This window comes from Paenibacillus sp. CAU 1782, assembly GCF_054551715.1.
The window spans coordinates 253862-271637 of the sequence record NZ_JBTOLL010000002.1 but is presented as its reverse complement, the minus strand read 5'-3'; the positions used below and the strand labels follow the sequence as shown (position 1 = coordinate 271637).

17 protein-coding genes are annotated in these 17776 nt (G+C 51.8%); 9 read left to right on the top strand and 8 right to left on the bottom strand.

Features of this window, described 5'->3' with window-relative positions; translation table 11 throughout:
• Positions 1–73 precede the first annotated feature (73 nt).
• On the bottom strand, positions 74–865 hold the full coding sequence (locus ACX93W_RS10230; protein ID WP_459392265.1) for a Cof-type HAD-IIB family hydrolase: 792 nt from the start codon (positions 863–865) through the stop codon (positions 74–76).
• Positions 866–976: 111 nt separating this feature from the next.
• Between ACX93W_RS10230 and ACX93W_RS10225 the strand changes: the two genes are divergently transcribed.
• From ACX93W_RS10225 to ACX93W_RS10200, 6 genes are all read left to right on the top strand, one after another.
• A complete protein-coding gene (locus ACX93W_RS10225; protein ID WP_459392264.1) occupies positions 977–2404 on the top strand; it encodes a S41 family peptidase in 1428 nt (475 codons plus the stop codon).
• Positions 2405–2638 carry a DUF1450 domain-containing protein gene (locus ACX93W_RS10220; RefSeq protein ID WP_459392263.1) on the top strand — a complete coding sequence of 78 codons (234 nt, stop codon included), beginning with the start codon at positions 2405–2407 and terminating at the stop codon, positions 2636–2638.
• Positions 2639–2730: 92 nt separating this feature from the next.
• On the top strand, positions 2731–3234 hold the full coding sequence (locus tag ACX93W_RS10215; RefSeq protein WP_459392262.1) for a ferritin: 504 nt from the start codon (positions 2731–2733) through the stop codon (positions 3232–3234).
• 10 nt (positions 3235–3244) lie between these two features.
• Positions 3245–3817, top strand: a complete 573-nt coding sequence (locus ACX93W_RS10210) for a GNAT family N-acetyltransferase (protein ID WP_459392261.1) — start codon at positions 3245–3247, stop codon at positions 3815–3817.
• 166 nt (positions 3818–3983) lie between these two features.
• Positions 3984–5537: a trypsin-like peptidase domain-containing protein gene (locus tag ACX93W_RS10205; RefSeq protein ID WP_459392260.1), complete on the top strand. Its 1554-nt coding sequence runs from the start codon at positions 3984–3986 to the stop codon at positions 5535–5537.
• A gap of 822 nt (positions 5538–6359) precedes the next feature.
• Positions 6360–8180, top strand: a complete 1821-nt coding sequence (locus ACX93W_RS10200; protein WP_459392259.1) for a B12-binding domain-containing radical SAM protein — start codon at positions 6360–6362, stop codon at positions 8178–8180.
• A 268-nt stretch (positions 8181–8448) separates the two neighbouring features.
• Here ACX93W_RS10200 and manA read toward each other — a convergent pair whose 3' ends face one another.
• From manA to ACX93W_RS10180, 4 genes are all read right to left on the bottom strand, one after another.
• On the bottom strand, positions 8449–9426 hold the full coding sequence (manA, locus tag ACX93W_RS10195) for a mannose-6-phosphate isomerase, class I (RefSeq protein WP_459392258.1): 978 nt from the start codon (positions 9424–9426) through the stop codon (positions 8449–8451).
• Between the two features lie 106 nt (positions 9427–9532).
• Positions 9533–9928 (bottom strand): VOC family protein, encoded by a 396-nt coding sequence (locus tag ACX93W_RS10190; RefSeq protein WP_459392257.1) that lies wholly within the window; start codon positions 9926–9928, stop codon positions 9533–9535.
• An 84-nt stretch (positions 9929–10012) separates the two neighbouring features.
• Entirely contained in the window at positions 10013–10609 is a 597-nt protein-coding gene (locus ACX93W_RS10185) for a tRNA (mnm(5)s(2)U34)-methyltransferase (RefSeq protein ID WP_459392256.1), read from the bottom strand.
• A 2-nt stretch (positions 10610–10611) separates the two neighbouring features.
• Positions 10612–11571, bottom strand: a complete 960-nt coding sequence (locus ACX93W_RS10180) for a TIGR01212 family radical SAM protein (RefSeq protein WP_459392371.1) — start codon at positions 11569–11571, stop codon at positions 10612–10614.
• A 276-nt stretch (positions 11572–11847) separates the two neighbouring features.
• On the opposite strand from ACX93W_RS10180, the gene ACX93W_RS10175 reads away from it, so the two are divergent.
• Positions 11848–12054 (top strand): hypothetical protein, encoded by a 207-nt coding sequence (locus ACX93W_RS10175; RefSeq protein ID WP_459392255.1) that lies wholly within the window; start codon positions 11848–11850, stop codon positions 12052–12054.
• 123 nt (positions 12055–12177) lie between these two features.
• Here the strand turns inward: ACX93W_RS10175 and serS are convergent, their stop codons facing one another.
• Both serS and kduD read right to left on the bottom strand, forming a co-directional pair.
• Positions 12178–13611: a serine--tRNA ligase gene (gene serS / locus ACX93W_RS10170; RefSeq protein WP_459392254.1), complete on the bottom strand. Its 1434-nt coding sequence runs from the start codon at positions 13609–13611 to the stop codon at positions 12178–12180.
• A gap of 339 nt (positions 13612–13950) precedes the next feature.
• Entirely contained in the window at positions 13951–14730 is a 780-nt protein-coding gene (kduD, locus tag ACX93W_RS10165) for a 2-dehydro-3-deoxy-D-gluconate 5-dehydrogenase KduD (RefSeq protein WP_459392253.1), read from the bottom strand.
• A 186-nt stretch (positions 14731–14916) separates the two neighbouring features.
• Between kduD and trmB the strand changes: the two genes are divergently transcribed.
• Positions 14917–15690, top strand: a complete 774-nt coding sequence (gene trmB, locus ACX93W_RS10160) for a tRNA (guanosine(46)-N7)-methyltransferase TrmB (RefSeq protein ID WP_459392252.1) — start codon at positions 14917–14919, stop codon at positions 15688–15690.
• Positions 15691–15819: 129 nt separating this feature from the next.
• Here trmB and ACX93W_RS10155 read toward each other — a convergent pair whose 3' ends face one another.
• Positions 15820–16380, bottom strand: coding sequence for a phosphatase PAP2 family protein (locus ACX93W_RS10155; RefSeq protein WP_459392370.1), 561 nt, complete (start codon positions 16378–16380; stop codon positions 15820–15822).
• A 184-nt stretch (positions 16381–16564) separates the two neighbouring features.
• On the opposite strand from ACX93W_RS10155, the gene ACX93W_RS10150 reads away from it, so the two are divergent.
• Positions 16565–17761, top strand: coding sequence for a glycosyltransferase family 4 protein (locus ACX93W_RS10150; RefSeq protein ID WP_459392251.1), 1197 nt, complete (start codon positions 16565–16567; stop codon positions 17759–17761).
• Positions 17762–17776 lie beyond the last annotated feature (15 nt).

The window sequence follows — 17776 nt, the reverse complement described above, 5'->3', positions numbered from 1 at the left end:
CTCCTTTGCGCAAGTCAGCCCTGCGGCATTTCGCCGCAGGGCTGACTTTCTTTTGGCGCCTCAAAAAATCCTCTTACAGCACAAATTTTTCGATGACGTGCCTTACGCCTTCCTCATTATTGGATAAAGTTACGTAGTCCGCAAGCTCCTTGAGGCTATCCACGGCATTGGCCATCGCAACGCCCAATCCGGCGGCTTGAATCATTTCGCGGTCATTCCAGGCATCGCCAATGGCGATTGTTTGATCCATGGAGCAGCCCAAATGCTCCGCCATAAATTGCAGGGCGTGGCCTTTTGTGCCTTCCTTGTGCATAAACTCCAGATAGTGGGCTTTTGATTTCGTAATATGGACACGGTCGCCGATCAGCGGCTGAAGCTCCAGCGCGATTCGGTCAAGCCGCTCGGGTTCGTCAATAATAAGCAATTTATTGAGCGGCTGCGTAATTAATGCGCTGTAATCCTCCTGGATCTTGTAAGGAATTTTGGACAAGGCCGAATAGGCTTTGATTCGGTCGTTATCCTCGGTTCCATATAGCTCGTCGTTCACGTACACTTGCAGATGAAGGTTGTGCTTGAGGCAATAGCCGTACAGCTCTTCCGCTGCGTCTGTCGGCACGTTGCGCTCGTATAAAACCTGCCCGTCGAGCAGTGTTTTGACGAGAGCGCCCTGGTAAGTAATAATAGGTACATTAAGTTCAATCTGCTTGGCGATTTTTTGCGCCGAGGCGAACATGCGCCCGGTAGCCAGCGTAACCGTCACGCCCTTGGCGATCGCGGCTTCCATGGCCTTTTTTGTGCCTTCGCTAACGGTCAAATCATCATTTAGCAGTGTGTCGTCTACATCAATTGCAATCAACTTGTACATACTGGCGGAAAAGCTCCTCTCCCATGCATAAAGCAGGTTCTCTATAGTCGTGCGTGCGGTGAATAGGTTGATTGTAGCGAAAATTAAGCTTTCATACAAGGAGATCATGACATGAACAACTATGACGCGGATATTCAAAAGCAGCGCTCAGGGATATGGTACGCTATCGGGGCTGTTGCGCTGCTGCTTGCAGGATTTATTTTGGGCATGTTATTTGGCGGTGCCCGGTATCCCATTACAAAAGAACCGGAGTTTAAGCAGCTCAGCAATGCATACAATCGTATCCTGAACGATTATTTGGATGGCGCAACTCCAACGCAGCTGATTAACGGCGCCGCCCAAGGCATGGCCGCTTCGCTGGAGGATCCCTATTCGCAATATTTGGCGGGCGAAAAGGGCGCGCAGTACACGCAATCCTATGAAGGCCAGGTTTATGGCATCGGCGCGGAAATCCGCCAGGAAGAGAGCCTTTTCATTATCCAATCCGTCTTTAAGGATACTCCGGCCGAGCGAGGCGGCTTATTGCCCGGGGATATTATCAATTCGGTTGACGGGGTGGCGCTGCAGGGCAAGTCTCTGCAGGATTTGCTAGGTTTCATCAGGGGAGAAGAGGGTGAACCCGTAACATTGTCCATCCAGCGCGGCAGCAGCAGCGAACCCATTGAAATGACGCTGAATCGAGCTGCCATTCCGATTCATACGGTAACCTCGGAAATGCTGGAGGACGGGATAGGGCATGTGACGATTACCCGATTTGGACACAACACCGCCACCGAGTTTAAGGAAGAGCTGGCCAAGCTGAAGGAAACCGGGGAATTGAAGTCTCTGCTTCTGGATTTGCGTTCCAACCCGGGAGGGCTGCTGGATGCGACACAGGAAATTGCCAGCGTTATTATTCCGAAGGGCAAAAAGATACTGGATATCGTCTATAAAGATGAACGAAAGGTCGTCAGCCTGGTTTCCAAGCAGGCGGAGGAGTGGAAGCTCCCCGTTGTTGTGCTGGTCAATGAATATTCCGCCAGCGCAAGCGAGGTGCTCTCATCGGCTTTGCAGGAATCTGCGGGAATCAAAATCGTTGGCGTACAAACCTTTGGCAAAGGCGTTGTCCAGCAATTTTTCTCATACCCGGACCAATCCGTATTGATTCTGACGGAGGCGCAATGGAAAACGCCGGGCGGGGCCTGGATCAACAAGGAAGGCGTTACGCCGGACTATCCTGTAGAGCTGCCGGCTTATGCATCGCTTCGCCCGCTGCCGCTGGGAGCCAAGCTTGCAACCGGCAGCTACGGCGACGACGTATCGACGCTGCAAGCCATGCTCCAGGCATTGGGCTATGAGGCTACGGGGCTTGAAGGCCTGTTCGATGAAGCGACAAAAGCCGCACTGACGAAGTTCCAGAGCGACGAAGGATTGACGGCAACCGGCGTATTCAATGATAAAACGGGTTATCGGCTGACGGAATTGCTGCGTGAGAAGCTGGGTCGCGACGATACTCAGCTGCAAAAAGGCGTCGAGCTCTTAAAGGCGGCCACTCAATAGATGGGGAAAAAGCCGGAAAAGGTGAAGTTGTGCAGGCGGAACTGGGGGAAAGGCTCCAAACAGCTTAACAAGGCGCTAAAAAAGGATTTTCCGGAAATCAAGCGCAAAAAGAAGGATTGCCTCGGCAAATGCAAAACCTGCAGGAGCGAATGTCTGATTATGGTGAAATCGGATTACATCAGCGCAGCTACGCATCAAGGGGTGCTCAAAAAGCTGAAAAAAAGAATGAAATAACGGATAAATCAAGAGAGAACAAGAGACGGGCTTTTGCCGTCTCTTGTTTTTGTGATAAAATGGCATTACAACACAAAAGCGAGGTGCCCTCCATGAATGATAATTTGGCAAAAGCGTTAAACGATCAAATGAACTTTGAATTTTACTCTGCGCACGTCTATCTGGCGATGGCGGCCTATTGCTCCGGCGACAGCTTGGATGGATTCGCCAACTTCTTTATTGTGCAAGCAGAGGAAGAACGGTTCCATGCGATGAAAATATACAAATTTTTGAACGACCGGGGACGCCGCGCTACGCTTGACGCGCTGCCGGAGCCTAGCAATGAATATTCCTCCATGCTGCATGCGTTTCAGCAAGGCTACAAGCACGAGCAGCAAAATACGAAGCGGTTCTATGATCTGTCCGACATCGCGCTGAACGATCGCGAACATGCAACCATCAACTTCCTGAAATGGTTTATCGACGAGCAGGTAGAGGAAGAAGCGTTGTTTGACAGCATCATTAACAAGCTGAAGCGCATCGACAAGGACAGCAACGCATTCTATATGCTGGATGCTGAATTTGCGGGCCGCAGCTTTACGCCTCCTGCTGAATAAAGGACGTTTTATGAATGGCGTAATTTGCGAAGCTCATCCGCAGGATGCGGGTGAGCTTCTTCCGTTGCTGCTGTCAGCCATTGGTTCAATCGCATATACGCTGTCCGGATCACGGAATCAGAAGGAGACGGAAGAGGTTTTGCGGGACTGGATCGCCAGAGAGAATAATCGTCTCAGCTATTCCAACATTCTGGTCGACCGCAGAGACGGTGAAATCGCGGGCATGCTGGTTTGTTATTCAGGCTCCGATGCCGCAAGGCTGGATGAGCCCATCAAGAAACGTCTTGCAGAGCTATACGGAGCCCAGGCTGCAGAAGAGCTTGTAGCGGAATGTTCGCCAGGGGATTATTATCTGGATACCGTGGCGGTTGCAGAAGGGTATAGGGGACAAGGCGTAGCCAAAGGGCTTTTGGCTGCTTTCGAGAGCCGGGGCAAGTTAAGCGGATGCAGTCGCCTTTCTCTTATTGTAGAGCCCTATAATGAAAAGGCGACTTCGCTTTATCGCGGCCTTGGGTACCGCGAGGACGGCAAGCTGCCCGTAAGCGGAACGATGTACACAATAATGGTAAAACCGCTGGATTGATGGCGGGTTGATTTTGTACGCAGCCTCTATGCAGGCCTCCTATGAAAAGGACGGCCTGCATAGAGGTTTTTTGCGCAAAGATATGGAAAGATCAGATAGACAATAGTAGAGCCCAAATGATAGGATAAATTGGTAATGATAGATTTGGAAAATGAAGGAGAGGCGGATGGACGAAACAATGACAACACGAAATTGGAATAAGGCTGCTATCTGTACGATGCTGGCAGCAGGCTTGCTGCTAAGCCCTCTTGCGCCGGTGGGAGGAAATGCCGTTTCCGCGGCAGCGGCGCAGCAGCAGAGCATTCAGCTTTGGTTGGACGACCAAAATATTCAGTTGTCGGCTCCCGTTTATAAGGAAAACGGTGTCGTTATGGCGCCAATGAAAGATTTGCTAGATAAGCTCGGCGTCACTTCCGTTTACGAGACTAAAACCGGAACGATTATTATCCGCGACTTTGATTTGACGATATCAATGACAGTCGGAGGCAAAGGCGCAATCGTTAATGGCGCGTCCGTACAGGCTCCTGCAGCGCCTGCGGTTAAAAGCGGCGTTGTCTTCATCCCCGTTCGTTTTATTGCGGAGCAGTTGTATCTCGATGTCATCTGGGATGGCGCAATTCATGCAGTCAAACTGGAGACATGGGATTACTCCCTGTCCAAAGAAGAAGAAGTGGATGACGAAACCGACTGGATCGGTCCCGATACGGAAGCTGCATTGACAGCGGAAGATATTGCTGCCATGTTTGACGAAAGCGTCGTCATGATCATGACGAACAAGTCTCAGGGAAGCGGCGTTGTCATCGGCGATAATCTGATCCTCACCAACTACCATGTCATTGCAGATGCATCATCGGCGACCGCATATTCCATTTATTCCGATGAAATCAAAATAAAAGGCGTGGCCGTATGGAATGAAAACGCCGACCTTGCAATCATTACTACAGAAGATCCAATTGACCTGAGTCAGGTCAGCGTCGATTACGCACCTATCTCCAAAGGCGGGAAGGTTTATGCGATAGGCAGTCCGCAAGGGGTGCAAAACACAATTTCCGAAGGCATCGTCAGCAATTTGCATTACGAAGACGGTGTGCGGTATTTGCAAACAAATGCGCCCATCGATCATGGCAGCTCCGGCGGGGCCTTGTTTGACGCTTATGGAAATCTGGTCGGCATAACGACAAGCGGATATAGCAATACGCAAGCGCATCTCAATTTTGCTGTTTCAATCCTTCATGCTTCCGTGCTTTACGAGACGGCCACCGATTCCAAGATCAAGGACGCTGCGTTTTTTGATCCAAAGCTCCCGGACACGCTGGTTGGAGCACCGCTTTCCACCATTGAAAAGCTGTTGAAAGAGGAATTCGGTTCTGTCCTAACGAACTACGGAGAGGCAGAATTCTCGAATTGGGAGGCCAAACGGGACGGGGAAGGCTGGCTTGTGCTTAGCGCAACGATCGACCCGCGATTCTATATTTACAATGGCACTGCCGCTGAAGCAGAGCTTCGTTTGTGGAGCATTAATTTAGGGCATGAATTGCATCGGATGCTGCCAAAGGAGCGCATTCAGGTGAAAATCGATTTTGTGCGGGATTACAGCTTCAGACCGAGAGGTTTTGCTTCGGATGAAGTGACCCAAATCGAAGGCGGCAAATGGCGTCTGCGCCATTTTGTCATCGATATGCAGCTGCAAGATCAAATGTACCTCAAAACAAGATTTTAGAGAGGTTGTTCAAAAAGTCCGCTCTCCATTACGGGATATGACTGGCGTCATGGCCAGCAGCGAATATGGGATTCAGCCGAACTAAGCGTAGGCTTACGAAGGATGTTTCCTCCAGAAACATTGGAGGTCCTCGCGTAGCTATCACTACGCTCCGGTCCTCTATTTCTAGCTTTATCCCATCTTCTTGGTACTGAAAACCGGACTTTTTGAACTTCATTTAATAGGTTGTTCAAAAAATCCGCTTTCCATTACGGGACATGACAGGCGTCATGGCCAGCGGCGAATATGGGATTCAGCCGAAATATCCGGTCCTCGCGTAGCTGCCACTACGCTCCGGTCCTCTATTTCTAGCTTTATCCCATCTTCTTGGTACTGAAAACCGGACTTTTTGAACCTCATTTAATGGGTTGTTCAAAAAGTCCGCTTTCCATTACGGGACATGACTGGCGTCATGGCCAGCGGCGAATATGGGATTCAGCCGAACTAAGCGTAGGCTTACGAAGGATGTTTCCTCCAGAAACATTGGAGGTCCTCGCGTAGCTATCACTACGCTCCGGTCCTCTATTTCTAGCTTTATCCCATCTTCTTGGTACTGAAAACCGGACTTTTTGAACCTTATTTAAAGGGTTGTTCAAAAAATCCGTTTTCCATTTCTCTGCGTATAAAATGCGGTGCCGGCTTCCATGCCGGCGCTGTTTTTTTTGTTAAGAAGCCGGAATAGTTTGTCCATCAAGACTTCATGGTATATAATATGCTCGCTATACAAAATGCAAAAGCGGCCAGGATTATTTTGATGTCGCCGAAAGCGGGGAGAGAATTCCAATGAAAGTTGTCCTGTCAACGTTAAACGCCAAATACATTCATACTTCGCTCGCCTTGCGCTGCTTAAAGGCTTATAGCGAGCATGCATTTGATATCGAAATTACGGAGTACACGATCAAGGACCCTGCGATGAACATCGTATCGGACCTTTTTGCAAAGGAACCTGATGTGATCGGATTTTCCTGCTATATCTGGAATATTGAAGAGACGATTACCGTAATCAACATGCTTCGAAAAATAAAGCCGGAGCTAAAAATCGTGCTTGGCGGTCCCGAGGTCAGCTACGATATTGCCCAGTGGATGGAGCGGCTTGACGATATTGACTTTATTATCGGGGGCGAAGGAGAGGAGACCTTCCACCATCTGCTTCAGGAATTGGAGGGCGAATCCAAATTCCATATGGTATTTGGTCTTGCCTATCGGAAGCAAGGTGCGGAGGGCGCCGAAATCATCGTTAATCCGCCGCGTCCCAAGCTTAATCTGAATGAACTGCCATCGCCTCACCGTTTTGCCGAGGACTTGCCTCATTTGGGCAAACGCGTCGTTTATTTTGAGACGAGCAGGGGTTGTCCGTTCAGCTGTCAGTTTTGCCTCTCCAGCATCGAGGTTGGCGTCCGTTACTATGACATCCAGCGGACGAAAGAGGATATCCTGTATTTGATTGACCAAGGAGCCAAGTTGATTAAATTTGTTGACCGCACCTTTAATATCAAAAGGGACTATGCGCTGGAAATGTTTCAGTTCCTGATCGAAAACCACGGTGGCTGCGTCTTTCAGTTCGAGATAACGGCGGATATCATGCGTCCCGAGGTGCTCGATTATTTGGCGGAGCATGCGCCGCCGGGCATTTTCCGCTTCGAGATCGGCGTGCAGTCGACCAATGATCCAACCAATCTGGCCGTTCAGCGCCGCCAAAATTGGTCCAAGCTGGTACGGACCGTCACCAAGGTGAAGGAGTCGGGCAAAATCGATCAGCATCTGGATTTGATTGCCGGTTTGCCATTGGAAAACTATGATACGTTTCGCGAAACATTCAACGATGTATTTGAGCTTCGCCCGGAGGAGCTGCAGCTGGGATTTTTGAAAATGCTGCGCGGTACAGGACTGCGGAGGGAAGCCGACAAATGGGGCTACATCTATATGGATCGGGCGCCATACGAAATGTTGGGCAATGAGTTGATGCCTTTTGCCGATATCGTAAGGATCAAACGCGTAGAAGATGTGTTGGAGAAATATTGGAACAGCCATAGGCTGGATCATACACTTCTTTATTTGGTCGATAACGTGTTTGCGTCGCCGTTTGATTTTTTTCAGCTGTTCGGCGATTTTTGGGAGAGCCAGGGTTGGTCCAGAATCGGACACCAGCTCGAGGATTTGTTCTCGCGGCTATGGGAGTACTTGAACAGTCTGGCCTCGGGGAGCGATGGAGAAGCTTTGCAGAGCCAAGGCGTGCTTAGACCGGGAGCGGAACTGCGTCTCGATATTGTGCTTGGATTGATGAAATACGATTACTTCCTGAACCACAACTATAAACCCCGCAAAATCTGGTGGGAGCGTACGATGGAAAAGCCGGAATGGGGACATTGGCTTCGCAAGCTGTCGGAGCAGCCGGAAACGGTATCCGGCGACTTTGCCCAATTGGGCCTTCGGGAACGCGAGCTGCAAAAACATGCCGTTGTGGAGAAGCTCCCGTTTGATCTTGGCAGCTATTTGAGTACCGGCGAGTTGTCCCCGGGCTCTGAATCGCTTCTGGTTATGCTGTATGCGCTGGATCAGAATGAGAGCAAGCCCAAGCCGCGAGCTTATTCGGCCGTTCTATAAAAAAAGAATCCCCCGCATGGAGGTCATTCTGGTCTTGCAGCCAGATGATGACATATGCGGGGGAATTTTTTTGGCTATAAAAGTTGAACAATGGAATTTCAGCAAAGAGGGCCGCCATGCGAAAAGTTCTTCCGATCACTCTTGTTCCCCGATTTCCCTGAATGAAGGGGTCTAATGGTGATATCAGGGAACAAAGGTGAACGCTTCGCTTCTCCAGAACCATTCGCACTCTGGCCTTCTGCTTGTTCCTTTTGTTCAACTTATATTGTTATTGAGGAACAACGCTGCGCAGAACGGTCAAATTGCCGGAAAGCTCATAGCTGCCAAGTGTGGCCGGGAGCAGGAAGCATTCGCCGGCTTTTACCGCTTGTTCGCCGCCGTCCCATTTCAAGCTGCCTTTGCCGTCGGCAATAACGAGAATCACGAAGCTTTCGGGTGAAGTAGCCAAGGAAACCGAACCATCAACCACGCCTTTTTCCACCAGGAAATACGGGGACGAAGCAATGGTCAGCCACTCGCCGTGTTTTACGCCGTCCGTCTTCATGCGTTGAGCGCCGGCGCCTTCATAGGCGATAACATTGAGGGAGTCCTCAATGTGCAGCTCGCGCAGTTTGCCGTCCAGTCCGGGACGATCGTAATCGTACAGGCGGTAGGTCGTGTCGGAGTTCTGCTGAATTTCCGCGACCAGAACGCCGGAGCAGAGAGCATGCACAGTGCCGGCTGGAATGTAGAAGGCGTCGCCGGCTTGCACGGTTACTTCCTGCAAGGTATCGGTAATGCGTCCTTCCGCAATCGCGGCTTCCATCGAAGCGCGATCCACGCCTTCTTTTAGGCCGTAAATGATTTTGGCGCCCGGTTTGGCATCCAGAATGTACCACATTTCCGTTTTGCCCAGCTCTCCCGCAGGCAGTCCGTCGTAGCTGTCAGTAGGGTGGACTTGCACGGACAAGTCATCGTTGCAGTCCAGCAGCTTGATCAGAAGCGGGAAACGTCCGTTTTTCTCCGAAAAACCACGGCTGCCGAACCATTCGCGTCCAAATTGCTCGCGAATTTGATCCAGTCCTTGTCCCGCCAGCTCGCCATTGATAACCTTGGTAATGCCGTTAGGATGGTCGCCGATCATCCAGCCTTCACCGATTGCGCCTTCCGGCAGCTCCAGGCCAAATTGCTCCAGAGCGCGTCCTCCCCAGATTCTCTCTTTCATTTCGGCTTTAAATTGTAGCGGGTATGCTTTAACAGTTGTCATGTTTCTCTCTCCCTTATCAGTTGTCGTTTTCTAGGATGCGGATGCAATCTTCGCAGAGGGCGAAGGGGCGGTGCCAGATGTCCTTGCGCGGGCCGACGTCCATGCCTTAAGGTGTTTGTCCCGGTTGGAATAACTCCAGCAGTTCGCCGTCCGGCCCGTACAGGAAGAAATAGCGCGCGCCATTGGGGAGCGTCGTAATTTCCGTATCGCGAAGCGGTACGTCCAGCTCCTTGATGCGAAGAAATTCGGCTTCGACGTCGTCAACCGTAAACGCCGCATGATGCACCTTGCCTTCTACGGGCAAATCCGGGTTATAGCCCTCCACCAGCTCGATTTGCGTTTCTCCGGAGTCGGGGAAAGCAAGAAAAGCCAGTCTGATAACGCCGTTGGTATGCGTCATCGTGTACAGATGCTTCAATCCAAGCACGTTTTCGTAAAAATGAAGCGACTTATCGATGCTTGAAACCATAATGCCTAAATGCTCGATTTTTTTGACTGCCATAGTGGTCCGCCTCCTGTCTGAAGTAAGGATTACATATTTCATGATAAAAAGGAATGGCTGCTAAAAGGATTGTAAACGGGCCAGCTACCGTGCCCCTGGCAGCCGGCGCTTCTCCAGGGCAAGCAAATACGGAGCGGCGGAACGCTGCGGCTGCCTATAAAGAACCGCTTGGGCTTCGATCTGCGGCAAAGCGGCCGCCCAGTTTTCCACCGCAAGCGCTTCTTCCTTGCCGCCGGGATGACCGGGATACAGGACGCAAGTAATAATGCCGCCCGGCCGAAGCAGCGCGAGAGCGACATCCAATGCCCGGATAGTTGCTTCCGGCTCTGTAATGACGGTTTCGTCCCCGCCCGGCAAGTAGCCCAGATTAAACATGATGGCGGCAATATTGCCATGATGGACGGGGTCAATCCTTTCACCCATCACGGCATGGCTGTGCAGCTCCAGATGAAGCCGAGGCAGCTTGCCTTGCTCCTTCAGATCCTCCAGACGGCGGTTTGTCCGCTCCAACGCCTCTTCCTGGATGTCGAAGGCGTACAAGGTGCCGGATGGCCCCGTCAGCTCCGCCAGGGCAAGACTGTCCACGCCGCCGCCCGCCGTAGCGTCAATAACGGCGTCTCCGGGGGAGACTCGTTCGCCGATCCATTTGTGAGCCTGGCTCAGCACGGATAAAAAACCCATGGCTAGCCTCCGCTCCAGAGCTTGCCCTGCCAGCTGTTGCGGCGATTCAGCTCCTGGTCGATGCCGTTCAGCACTTCCCATTTTTTCATGCTCCACATGGGGCCAATCAGCAAATCCCGAGGCGCGTCTCCGGTCAGACGATGCACGATCATCTCCGGAGGGAGGAACTCAAGCGAATCGGCGATAAGCCCGATGTATTCATCCTGCTCCAAAAAACGGAGAAGTCCGGCTTCGTATTGCTTGACCATCGGCGTTTTGCGCATGAGATGGAGCAAGTGGATTTTGATGCCCTGCACGTCCATGGCGGCGACAGCGCGTCCTGTATCCAGCATCATTTGATGGCTTTCCTGCGGCAGCCCGTAGATAATGTGGGCGCATACGCGAATGCCGCGAGCGCGCAGCCTGGCAACGGCGTCCACGTAACAGGCCGTATCGTGAGCGCGATTGATTAGCTCCGAGGTAGATTCGTGGATCGTTTGAAGACCCATTTCCACCCACAGATAGGTACGCTCGTTCAGCTCCGCCAAATAGTCCACCACGTCATCGGGCAGGCAATCCGGTCGAGTGGCGATGGACAGGCCAACAACGCCGGGCTGCTGAAGAATGACCTCGTAATATTCCCGCAGCTCTTCTACTGGCGCATACGTATTCGTATAAGCCTGGAAATAGCCTATGTAGGCCGCGTCCGGCCATTTCTGATGCTGCCTGTCGCGGATAGTGTTGAACTGGGTTACCAAATCATCGCGCCTGCGTCCTGCAAAATCGCCGGAGCCTCTGGCGCTGCAGAAGGTGCATCCGCCCTTGGCGATTGTCCCGTCCCTGTTGGGGCAGGTAAAGCCGGCGTCCAGCATCACCTTGAATACCTTGCCTCCGAATTGCTCCCGCATTTCATAATTCCATGTATGAAATTTCTTGTCCCCCCACAGCAGGGGCTCCTGGCGAGGGTCTTGAAGCTCGATCATCATTTCCCCTTCTTTCCAAGCGATCCTCTTCCATTTTAGCGAAAAAACCGCCGAAAAGCCATGCTTTGAGCATGGGTCGTCAAGGAATGTTCGGAATCCTTGAAAATTGGAAATAATAAAAACGGAAATGCATTTTAGGCTTGCATAACCTAACATGATGTGTTATATTAAAAGTGCGACAAAACAATAAAAATACCTGACATAGCCTAAATGTAACCGCACACACGAAACGTCGATAAATTGGAAACAAAAAACAATCTGATGAGGTGATTTTAGATGAGCATGACAAAAGTTCCCGGCGGCGACGAAAAAGTAACAGTTGAATTGACAGTGAAAGAGCTGCTGGCTTTGACCGGCGTACATTTCCATTCCAACCACGACATTAAAATATCGGCACGCAAAAAAATCAATTCCGTGCTTGTAGACAAATGGGAGCAGGAAGCAAGAGATAATGCTCCGATTCCTTACCAATTGCTGAACTAGCAGGCAGTAGTCTTCGCATTATAAATGAAGGGACCTCGATTTCCACTCCCCAGTGGAGACCGAGGTCCTTTTTTATATCATCCCATCTATAAGCCTTCAGCCCCGTTACGCGACTCACTCTTTTTAGAGTTTTTCCATTGGAACGAGCAAGTCCAGACCGCGCATATACGGCTGCAGCGCCTTCGGAATCCGTATCGAACCGTCCTCCTGTTGATGATTCTCCACCAATGGAATCAGAATACGCGGGCTCGCAACGGCCGTGTTGTTCAATGTGTGGCAGAACTGCAGCGCGCCTTGTTCGTCGCGATAACGAATATTGGAGCGTCTGGCCTGAAAGTCGAGCAGGTTCGACGAAGAATGTGTTTCACCATAAGCGCCCCTGCTTGGCATCCAAGTCTCCAAATCGTATTGCTTGTAAGTTTTCTGCGACATATCTCCTGTACATACAGCTACAAGGCGGTACGGCAGCTCCAGCAACTGCAGCAATTGCTCAGCATTGCGGGTTATCTCCTGGAGCAGTTCCTCCGAATGCGCTTCGTCTCCCCGGCAGATGACGACCTGCTCCACCTTGGCGAACTGATGCACGCGGTAAAGCCCATGTACATCCCGTCCAGCCGAGCCGACTTCGCTGCGAAAACACATCGATGCCGCAGCCATGCGGATCGGCTGCTCCACATCAACGATTTCACCCGCGCAATAAGTGATCAGCGGCACCTCCGAGGTACCTACGAGATATCGCTCCTCCTCCGCGATGCGGTAGGTCTGATCCTGACCAAGCGGGAAAAATCCGGTGCCTCGCAATGCATCGGGCCTCGCCATCAATGGCACCTCCATCGGCGTATAGCCGTTGTCGAGCAGCAGGTCTAGAGCCAGCTGCTGCACGGCCCGATGCAGCAGCGTTCCGGCGCCCTTCAAGTAATAATGGCGGCTGCCTGCCGTTCTCACGCCTCTCGGGACTTCAATCATGTCATGGAGCTCGCCAAGCTCCATATGATCCTTCGCTGGGAATGGGAAGGCCGGTCGCTCGCCTTCCGCCTTGAGGATGATGTTGTCCGCATCCGAAAAGCCGATCGGCGTATCCGGCGAAACGCGGTTCGGCACAAGCTCCATCAGTTCCGCAAGTTTCCGCTCTGCCACTTCCAGACGAGGCTCCATCTCTCCTAAAGCGGCGCCGGCGGCAGCCGCCTCTTTCTTACACGCGGCAAGCCTCATCTCAAGCGGAGGGGGCTCCGGTGCGCCTATTGCGTCGATTTGAGCCGCCGATTGCCCCTCAAGTTCACTAAATTCGCCTTTTCCGTCCGACGTTTCGCCGGGTTTGAGCGTCACGCTGTTCTTAGCTTCCGGCATGCTTTTCGACTCGCGCAGCGCAACCATTAGCCGCCCGATCTCGCCCGACAGCCTGTTGCGGGCTTCCCGCAAACCGTCCGCCTGACGCTGGAGCTTCCGTCTCTTCTCGTCCCAGCGGAGCAGCTCGTTGATCGACAGCGCGATTCCTTTGCGGTCCGCCGTCTGCTGTGCCTCTTCCGCGTTTTCCCTAATCCATTTCAAGTCCATCATGTCCACCGCACTCCTTCTCGAGAGAAAATAAAAAAAGCGCCCTAATCCCACATGGGACGAGGAGCGCTTCTCTCGCGGTGCCACCCAAGTTGACCAAGCTGATAAACGGCTTGATCCTCTTTGTTCCGCGGTAACGGGCGGGCCCGGTTGACTTAGGAGAGACGGCTAAATCTTACAGCTGTCCACTTGACGAAAACGCCTCCGAGTTGGATGCTCTTCACAGGCATGATGTCGAATTCGATTTTTTCGTATTATAGCTTATGAAGTTTGGATGCGCAAGTGCAGCTTTCGGTGCGTGCGAATTGCAGACATCCAATAATCGTATCCAAGAGGCGTTGCTTAACGAACCATCCAGCCGCCGTCGACGCACAACGTATGGCCGGTCACATAATCCGAGGCGCGCGACGCCAGGAAAACGGCAGCGCCTTTCAGATCCTCCGGCGTTCCCCAACGCTCTGCCGGTATGCGGCCCAAAATGGATGCGCTGCGAACGGGATCGGCCCTAAGCGCCTCCGTATTGGCCGTGCTCATATAACCGGGAGCGATGGCGTTAACCTGAATGCCTTTGGAGGCCCATTCATTGGCGAATGCTTTTGTAAGGCCCGCAATGCCGTGTTTGCTTGCAGTGTAGCCGGGAACGTTGATGCCGCCTTGGTAAGAAAGCATGGAGGCGACGTTGATGATTTTTCCGCTTTGCTGCTTCAGCATGACGTTGCCGACAAGCTGGGTTATAAAGAAGGCCGAATTCAAATTAAGCTGAATAACGGCATGCCAATCGCTTGCGGAATGCTCCGCGGCGGGCGTACGACGGATGATGCCTGCATTATTGATCAAAATGTCGATGGAACCCATTTTTTCCAGCGCTTCCTCGACCACTCCGGGCAAATGCTCTTCCTTGCTGAGATCGGTGTCGATGATGTGGGCTCCCCGCCCAAGAGCGGCAATAGCCTTCGCTGTTTCCTCCGCGCTTTGCTTGTACGTGACGACTGTAACATCCGCGCCTGCTTCCGCAAGCCCAACTGCCATGCCTTGTCCCAAGCCGACTGCTCCGCCAGTGACCAGCGCTTTTTTGCCGGTCAGATCAAAAAAAGAATGCACATGAAACACTCCTTTTGTCATTTTCGTTTTGGTTCATTAAAGTCTTATAATGTTTGTTTTAGTTCGTAATTGTATGTTAACATGTGTGTTTTTGAGTGGTAAAGGAACAAAATTGTTGACGATTGGTGTCTGAAATGTGGAGGCTTTACAAGATGGGCAATGTTCGTCAAAATAGGGACTATCCATACGTAAGAGGAGCTGTAACCGATGCGTTTAAGAGGAAGAAAAGGCATTCGCGAAAATTTGGAGGGCCAGCCTGAGCTTGTTGTGCTGGACGCTGCGCCTCATAAGGGCAAATGGCGCGATTTTTTTGGCAACGACAACCCGATTCATGTTGAGCTTGGCATGGGAAAGGGACGTTTTATCAGCCAGATGAGCGTTCGCAATCCCCATATTAATTACATCGGCGTCGATATGTACGATGAACTGCTGCGCAGAGCCAGCGAAAAAGCACGTATTGCCTGGAGCGAAAAAGGCGAGGTTTCTCCGCCCAATCTGGCTCTGCTCAGAGCCAATATCGAGGGCATAGAAGACATGTTTGCGACAGGCGAGCTGGAGCGGATCTATTTGAATTTCAGCGACCCGTGGCCTAAGAGCAAGCATGCGCGCCGGAGGCTGACGCATTATCGTTTTGTTGAAAAATACAAGGACATTTTGAACGGGCTTGGAGAAATTCATTTTAAAACGGATTCGTTGACCTTGTTCGAATTTTCTTTGAACAGCTTTACGGAGATGGAGCTTGTGCTTCGCAATATCTCGCTGGACTTGCATCGGGACGGCCCGCGCGAGGATCTTGTGTTTACGGAATACGAAACCAAGTTTATGGAAAAGGGCCAAAATATTTACCGGCTGGAAGCCGTTATCGGCGATGAAGCGCTGAAGCTTTATCGCGAGGAAAAGGGCGAAACGCGGAAACGGGAAGCGCAGGCAGTTCGCGTTGCTTCGAGTCCAAATGAAGAGCAAGGCGGCGACGAAGAGTAAGCCGAAGCGGGAGCCAGATCCCATGAACTAGCCGCTTAGCGGGGCGTAATCCGACCCTAACGAAAAATCCTCCGTTCCACATGGACTTCAGTGGAGCCGGAGGATTTTTTTTGCATGCAGGAACGGGGGTTAAATCGCTGCAGGCGCAATCCAGAAATAATGAACAGCCAAAGCGGATAGTGTGCCCACCAAAGCTCCCGCCGCCACATCAGTGGGGTAGTGAAGGCCCAGATACATGCGCGACCAGCCTACCGAAAAGGCGAGAATTAATCCTAACGGAATAATCAATAAGTTCCAAGCGCCGCTTGCCGTCATCATTATAGGTACAGTCCAGGCAAAAATGGCGGTGGTGTGGCCGGATGGAAAAGAAGGATCATGCAGCGGCCGGGCAACGGTTGTCACGTTGGACATCGCTTGATAGGGCCGCAGCCGCCGGTATGCCCGTTTGACCACGGCGACCGGTATATGGCTGATCGCGACTGCAAGCAGGCATTTCCATCCCGCGGAGCTCCAGGGGGAAGGGGCCAGCAAGGCAAAAAGTAGCGCTGTAGCAAGCGTAAAGGTGGCCCCTCCCATATGGGTGACGCGGCTGAACCAGCTATGAGCGAAACGATGCCGCCTGCTGCTGCCCGTTCGGCTGTTGGCCCACAGCAGAACCCGGCGCTCGCTGTGTTTAATCCAGCGTATCATTTTATCCACGAGTCATTCACTCCTTTGCTTGTCTGGACGCGGTTTTTTCTATTGTAGCATTGATTTGTTAGAAGAAAGCCCCGGTTTTGAAAAAACTGCATTAACCAATGCTTCACGGAGTGTTAATTCGGCGAAAATAATCATCTCGTACGATAGGATCAAACGAGCATGGGAGGCGACGACGATGAGAGTTGCGATTTTCACCGACACGTTTGTTCCTGAAGTAAACGGCGTTGCAAAAACGCTGGAGCGCTGGAGGGGTTACCTGGAAGGCCTGGGCATTCCCTGCAAAGTATTTGCGCCGGAATCCCCGCCTTCATTGGTGCAGGAGGGGATTCCGATTGGCGTCGAACGGTATCCGAGCTTGCCCTTTTTTCTTTATCCGGAATGCCGTCTCGCTTTACCCAACCTGGTAAACCTCCGCAAATCGCTGCATCAATTCCGCCCCACGCTAATCCATGTAGCCACTCCCTTTAATCTTGGCCTCTGCGGCATTCATTACGCAAAAAAACACGGAATTCCCCTTGTTGCTTCCTATCATACCAATTTCGATCATTATTTGCCGTTTTACAATTTAAGCGGAATGGAAAAGATATTATGGAGATATATGGATTGGTTTCATCGCGATTGCCAAGCCATCTTTGCGCCTTCCGAAACAACGCGAGACATGCTGGAAAAACGCGGCTGGGAGCCTTCGCGTCTTAAAATATGGAGCAGGGGCATCGATTCCGCCGCTTTTCACCCGTTAGTGGACCGCAATGAGTTTTTGCGGAGGCACGGCCTTGGGCAATGTCCGTTTTTGGCGCTTTACGCGGGCAGATTGTCGCCTGAAAAAGATGTGGAAACCGCTATCAAGGCGTTTGCGGATTTCCAGCATGGGCAATGTCCCGAAGCCGTGCTGGTGCTGGCCGGCGACGGACCTTCCGCTGGAGAACTGAATGAACTGTGCGACAAACTTGGCGTCAACGCCCGTTTTGTCGGTTTTGCGGGGATGGCGGAGCTGCAGCGCTGGTACGCCTCCGCCGACGTATTTCTGTTTCCGTCTCCCACCGAAACCTTCGGCAATGTCGTATTGGAGGCGATGGCGTGCGGCACGCCTGTTTTGTGCGCGAATGCGGGAGGAGTCACCGATATCGTGGAGCAAGGGCGCACAGGCATTCTTTGCCAGCCGCGCGATGTGGAAGCCTTTTCAAGGGGACTCGGGGAGCTCCATCGGAATCGCTCTTTGCTTATACAAATGGGGCGTGAAGCGCTTTCCTACAGCAAATCAAGAACCTGGGACGGCGTGATGGAAGGCCTCTTGGATGAGTATAAATTAATTAATTTTAATTCAACCCCATTTATCAAGGACGTTTGTGCTAAAAATGCAGAAAATGGTTGAGAATAAGACAGACGC